At 67.3% G+C, this 5,700-nt stretch carries 5 protein-coding genes; 1 reads left to right on the forward strand and 4 read right to left on the reverse strand.

What is annotated here, in order from left to right:
* From guaA to guaB, 4 genes are all read right to left on the reverse strand, one after another.
* The coding region (gene guaA, locus Q8814_RS23930) for a glutamine-hydrolyzing GMP synthase (RefSeq protein ID WP_330154465.1) at positions 1–447 on the reverse strand (447 nt) is incomplete at its 3' end.
* Positions 448–488: 41 nt separating this feature from the next.
* Positions 489–2,222, reverse strand: a complete 1,734-nt coding sequence (locus Q8814_RS23935) for a GMC family oxidoreductase (RefSeq protein ID WP_330154466.1) — start codon at positions 2,220–2,222, stop codon at positions 489–491.
* A gap of 168 nt (positions 2,223–2,390) precedes the next feature.
* A complete protein-coding gene (locus Q8814_RS23940) occupies positions 2,391–3,530 on the reverse strand; it encodes a GuaB3 family IMP dehydrogenase-related protein (RefSeq protein ID WP_330154467.1) in 1,140 nt (379 codons plus the stop codon).
* Between the two features lie 72 nt (positions 3,531–3,602).
* Positions 3,603–5,126: an IMP dehydrogenase gene (gene guaB, locus Q8814_RS23945; protein ID WP_330154468.1), complete on the reverse strand. Its 1,524-nt coding sequence runs from the start codon at positions 5,124–5,126 to the stop codon at positions 3,603–3,605.
* A gap of 235 nt (positions 5,127–5,361) precedes the next feature.
* Here guaB and Q8814_RS23950 point away from each other — a divergent pair.
* Positions 5,362–5,700, forward strand: a 339-nt coding sequence (locus Q8814_RS23950; protein WP_330154469.1) for a DUF5319 domain-containing protein, incomplete at its 3' end; no start/stop codon positions are given.

Here is a 5,700-nt window from a genome sequence, read left to right on the forward strand (position 1 = left end):
CGCGGTCACTTCGAAACCTTCGGGGGCGGCGGTGACCCCGTCACCGTGGCTCATCCACACCGGCTGCGTCGCAGGCAGCCCGTCGTGCAGGACACCACCGGTGACGGACAGTTCGGTGCGGCCGTATTCGCGGGCACCGGTGTGGGCCACGGTCCCCCCGAGGGCGTCCGCCATTGCCTGGAAGCCGTAGCAGATGCCGAACACCGGCACGCCCAGATCGAACAGTTTCGGATCGAGCCGCGGGGCACCTTCCTCGTAGACACTGGACGGTCCGCCCGACAACACCACCGCGAGCGGTTCCTTCGCGGCGATCTCCTCGACGGTTGTCGTGTGGGGCACGACCTCCGAGTAGACCTTCGCCTCACGGACGCGGCGGGCGATCAGCTGCGCGTACTGGGCTCCGAAGTCGACGACGAGGACCGGCCTGGACTGCTGGGTTTGCGACACCCGAACAGTCTAAGCGGCCGCATCGGCTTGCCGGACGCCGGTCACGCGACGCCCGAATCCGCACCGCTGCGGATCTCCACGATGGGCAGCGACAGCGCGCCCGGGGCCCCAGCGGGCACGACCGGCTTCTTCGGCGCGATCGGGTTCAGCCGTCGGTAGCCCTCGCCCTGTGCCGGGCGCAGGTCCTTCTCCCCCTTGTTCGGCCACAGCGACGCGGCCCGCTCCGCCTGCGCGGTGATGGTGAGGGACGGGTTGACGCCGAGGTTCGCGGAGACCGCGGCCCCGTCCACCACGCTGAGCGTCGGATACCCGTACACCCGGTGATACGGGTCGATGACGCCGTGCTCGGGATCGGTACCGATCACCGCGCCACCGAGGAAATGCGCCGTGAGCGGGATGTTGAAGATCTCCCCCCACGTTCCGCCGGCGACCCCGTCGATCTTCTCGGCGATACGCCGGGTCGCGTCGTTGCCCAACGGGATCCACGTGGGGTTGGGTTGTCCGTGCCCCTGTTTGCTGGTGACCTTGCGCCGGCCGAGCAGCCCCTTCTTGGTGTACGTGGTGATGGAATTGTCGAGGTTCTGCATCACCAGCGCGATGATCGTGCGTTCACTCCAGTTCCGCACCGACAGCAGCCGCAGCATCTTGACGGGATTCTTCGCGACCTGCCCGAGGAACTTCACCCAGCGCGGTGCCGGGCCGCCGCCATCGGTCATGAGGGTCTGCAGCAGGCCCATCGCATTGGATCCCTTGCCGTAGCGCACGGGTTCGATGTGCGTATCGGCGGACGGATGGAACGACGACGTGATGGCCACACCGCGCGTCAGGTCCATGTCCGGATCGATCGCGTACTTGCCCGCGCCCACGATCGATTCGGAGTTGGTGCGGGTCAGTTCACCGACCCGGTCGGACAGTTGCGGCAGGGCACCGGTGTCCTTGAGATGGTGCAGAAGGTGCTGCGTTCCCCACGTGCCCGCGGCGAGGACGACATGGTCGGCGGTGAATGTGCGTCGCTTCTTCCGCGCCCAGGCGCCGGTGCGCTCCGTGCGCACATTCCACGTGCCGTCGGTGGCTTGCTGCATGTCGGTGACGGTGGTGAGCGGGATGATTTCCGCACCGGCACGTTCGGCGAGTCCGAGGTAATTCTTCAGAAGCGTGTTCTTCGCGCCGTGGCGGCAGCCGGTCATGCATTCGCCGCACTCGATGCAGCCGGTGCGGTCGGGCCCGACGCCTCCGAAGTAGGGATCGGCGACGGTACGGCCGGGCTCCCCGAAGAACACTCCGACCGGGGTCTGGATGAAGGTGTCGCCCACTCCCATGTCGTCGGCGACAGACTTGATCACCTCGTCGGCAGGAGTCATGTGAGGGTTCTGCACGACCCCGAACATGCAGCGGGCCTGGTCGTAGAACGGGCTCAGTTCGTCGTGCCAGTCGGTGATGTGCGCCCACTGCTTGTCTTCGAAGAACGGCGCAGGAGGCTTGTACAGCGTGTTGGCGTAGTTGAGGGAACCACCGCCGACACCGGCACCGGCCAGGATCAGGCAGTCGTGCAGCAGATGCACACGCTGGATACCGAAGCAGCCGAGTCGCGGAGCCCAGAGAAACCGCTTCAGGTCCCAGCTGGTCTTGGCGAAGTCGGCGTCGGCGAAGCGACGGCCGGCTTCGAGGATCCCGACCTTGTAGCCCTTCTCCACCAGGCGCAGTGCCGTCACACTGCCACCGAAGCCCGAGCCGACGATGAGGACGTCGTAGTCCGTCGCGCGCTGCTTACCCATCGGAGCACCTCCCACCGAAAAACCGTGTTGTTACCGGTCAGTATGCACCTTGATCCTGTGATTGCAGACAAGGGTGCCCTAACCGTAACCGGGAGTACCACAAACGGCAGGTGGAACCCGAAAAGACGACGGCCACCGAGATGCGGAAACCGGGAGATTCGAGCCGCGTCAGGCGCGGACCGACAACCCCACCTTCTGGAACTCCTTGAGATCGGAGTAGCCGGACTTCGCCATCGCGCGGCGCAGACCCCCGACGAGGTTCAACGAACCGAACGGGTCGTCGGACGGCCCGCCGAGCACGCGATCGAGGCTCGGGCGCTCGTCGTACGCGACCTGCAGTACCGAACCCCGCGGCATGGACGGATGCGCCGCCACCGACGGCCAGTACCAGCCCAGACCCGGAGCCTCGGCGGCCAACGCCAGCGGGGCGCCGAGCACGGCCGCATCAGCGCCGCACGCTATCGCCTTCGCCAGATCGCCTGCGGTTTCGATGTCGCCGTCCGCGATGACGTGCACGTACCGGCCGCCCGTCTCGTCCAGGTAGTCCCGGCGGGCCGCCGCGGCATCGGCGATCGCCGTGGCCATCGGCACCCCGACACCGAGCGATGCACTGGTGGTGGTGGCGCCCGCCGTCGACCCGAAGCCGACGATGACCCCGGCCGCACCGGTGCGCATCAGGTGCAGCGCGGTGCGATGGTCGCTCACTCCACCCGCGACGACCGGCACATCCAGTTCGGAGATGAAGGTCTTCAGGTTCAGAGGCTCGCCCTCGCTGTGTGCGACATGCTCGGCCGAGATGATCGTGCCCTGGATCACGAGCAGGTCGATGCCCGCTTTGACGAGCGCGGGGGTCAGGGCGCGAGCGTTCTGAGGGCTCACCCGCACCGCCGTCGTCACCCCGGCGTCGCGAACCTGCGCGACCGCCGCCGCCAGCAGCTCGGGCTGCAGCGGCGCAGCGTGCAACTTCTGCAGGTAGGCGACCGCGCTACTCGGGTCGTAGTCGGTCTCGGCGATCTCGACCAGCTTCTCGATTTCGGCACCGACATCGGGGTGCCGGCCCCACAGACCTTCACCGTTGATGACGCCGAGGCCGCCGGCCTTGCCGAGCTCGATCGCGAACCCCGGCGACACCAAGGCATCGGTGGGATGCGCGAGAACCGGAATATCGAAGCGGTATGCATCGATCTGCCAGGACGTCGACACCTCTTTCGAGGAGCGGGTGCGGCGAGACGGAACGATATCGATGTCGTCCAGCTCGTAGGTACGCCGGGCGGTCCGGCCCATGCCGATTTCAACGAGGTCGCGCACGCGCGCCCCTTTCTCGTGAGACTCGGTTCTCCCGCCGCGGTACTCGCGCGGGACCTGCTGCCGACGTCGAGGTCAGCGAGCCGCGTAGTTCGGGGCCTCCGCGGTGATCGTGACGTCGTGCGGGTGGCTTTCCTTCAGTCCGGCAGCCGTGATCTGCACGAACTGGGCACCGTGCAATTCTTCGATCGTCGACGACCCCGTGTAACCCATGGCCGCCCGCAGACCACCGATCAGCTGGTGCGTGACCTGCTGCAACGGACCGCGGAACGGAACGCGCCCCTCGATGCCTTCCGGGACCAGCTTGTCCTCGGACAGGACGTCGTCCTGGAAGTAGCGGTCCTTGGAGTAGGACTTCGCCTCACCGCGTGACTGCATCGCACCGAGCGACCCCATACCGCGATAGCTCTTGAACTGCTTGCCGTTGACCAGAATCAACTCGCCGGGCGATTCGGCGGTGCCGGCCAGCAACGAACCGAGCATCGCGGTGGACGCACCCGCGGCGAGCGCCTTCGCAACGTCGCCCGAGAACTGCAGGCCACCGTCCGCGATGACCGGGACACCGTGGGCCTTGGCAACCGCGGTGGCCTCGAGGATCGCCGTGATCTGCGGCGCACCGACACCGGCGATGACGCGGGTGGTGCAGATCGAGCCGGGCCCGACACCGACCTTGACGGCGTCCACGCCGGCTTCGATGAGCGCCGCGGCACCCTGCCGGGTCGCGACGTTGCCACCGATGATCTGCACTCGGTCGCCCACCTCGGCCTTCAGTTTGGCGATCATCGAGAGCACCCCGGCGGAGTGGCCGTGGGCGCTGTCGACCACGAGCACGTCCACCCCTGTGTCTGCCAGCGTCATGGCACGCGTCCAGGCCTCGTCACCGACGCCGACGGCGGCACCGACCAGCAGTCGGCCGTCGCGGTCCTTGGTGGCGTTGGGATGCTGTTCGGTCTTGACGAAGTCCTTGACGGTGATGAGGCCGGTGAGCTTGCCCTGCCCGTCGACGATGGGAAGCTTCTCGATCTTGTGGCGGCGCAGCAGACCCAGCGCGGCCTCGGCGGTGACACCTTCACGCGCAGTGACGAGCGGGGCCTTGGTCATGACCTCGGAGACCGGGCGGTTCTGGTCGACCTCGAAGCGCATGTCGCGGTTCGTGATGATGCCGACGAGCTGTCCGGCGGCGTCGGTCACGGGAAGACCCGAGATCCGGAACCGCGCGCACTTCGCGTCGACCTCGGCCAAGGTGTCGGTCGGCTTACAGGTCACCGGATCGGTCACCATTCCGGCCTCCGACCGCTTCACGGTCTCGACCTGCGCTGCCTGCACCTCGGCGGACATGTTGCGGTGCAAAACACCCATGCCGCCCGCGCGGGCCATGGCGATGGCCATCCGGGACTCGGTGACCGTGTCCATCGCCGAGCTCACCAGCGGGATACGGAGCCGGATCTCGCGGGTCAGCTGGCTCGATGTGTCCACCTTGCCCGGGACGACGTCCGACGCCGCCGGCAACAGCAGCACGTCGTCGAAGGTCAGACCGAGCATTGCGACCTTGTTCGGGTCGTCACCGCCGGTGTGCACGTGCCCTCCGGTACTACTCATGCGGTTCGGACCCTCCGTGACGATCGCTGGGTGCGGACGGGAGCCCCGTCCGGCAGTTGGAATGTGTGGACACGGCGACGCCGTGTCAGACGCGCACTTCTCCATGGTATCTGTTGGTTGCATCCGGTCTTGCCGCAACCCGGTGAGGGCCTGCGAGAGTTCGATCACCGCCTTCGTCGGCGTGTCCATGCAGCACCGCTGGCGCAGACCCCCTCGGTCTGCGTACCGTGGAGTCGTGCGTGATCAATTGCCTCCCGGTCTGCCACCGGACCCGTTCGCAGGGGATCCCGACGATCCGTCTGCTGCTCTGGACGCGATCGAACCGGGTCAGCCCCTCGATCCGGCCGAGCGGCTCGCCGTCGAAGAAGACCTCGCCGACCTCGCGGTCTACGAGGCGCTGCTGGCTCCACGTGGGGTGCGCGGCCTGGTCGTCTGCTGTGAAGATTGCCACCAGGACCACTACCACGACTGGGACATGCTCCGAGCGAATCTCCTGCAGCTGCTCGTCGACGGCACGGTGCGCCCTCACGAGCCCGCGTTCGACCCGGCACCCGATGCGTACGTCACCTGGGAC

It is taken from the genome of Rhodococcus chondri (assembly GCF_036327435.1).
Taxonomy (GTDB): domain Bacteria; phylum Actinomycetota; class Actinomycetes; order Mycobacteriales; family Mycobacteriaceae; genus Rhodococcus; species Rhodococcus chondri.

Bases quoted from the DNA above. Each gene is read 5' to 3' on its own strand.
- Q8814_RS23935 (WP_330154466.1), bottom strand. From the start codon at position 2,222: ATGGGTAAGCAGCGCGCGACGGACTACGACGTCCTCATCGTCGGCTCG.
- guaB (WP_330154468.1), bottom strand. From the start codon at position 5,126: ATGAGTAGTACCGGAGGGCACGTGCACACCGGCGGTGACGACCCGAAC.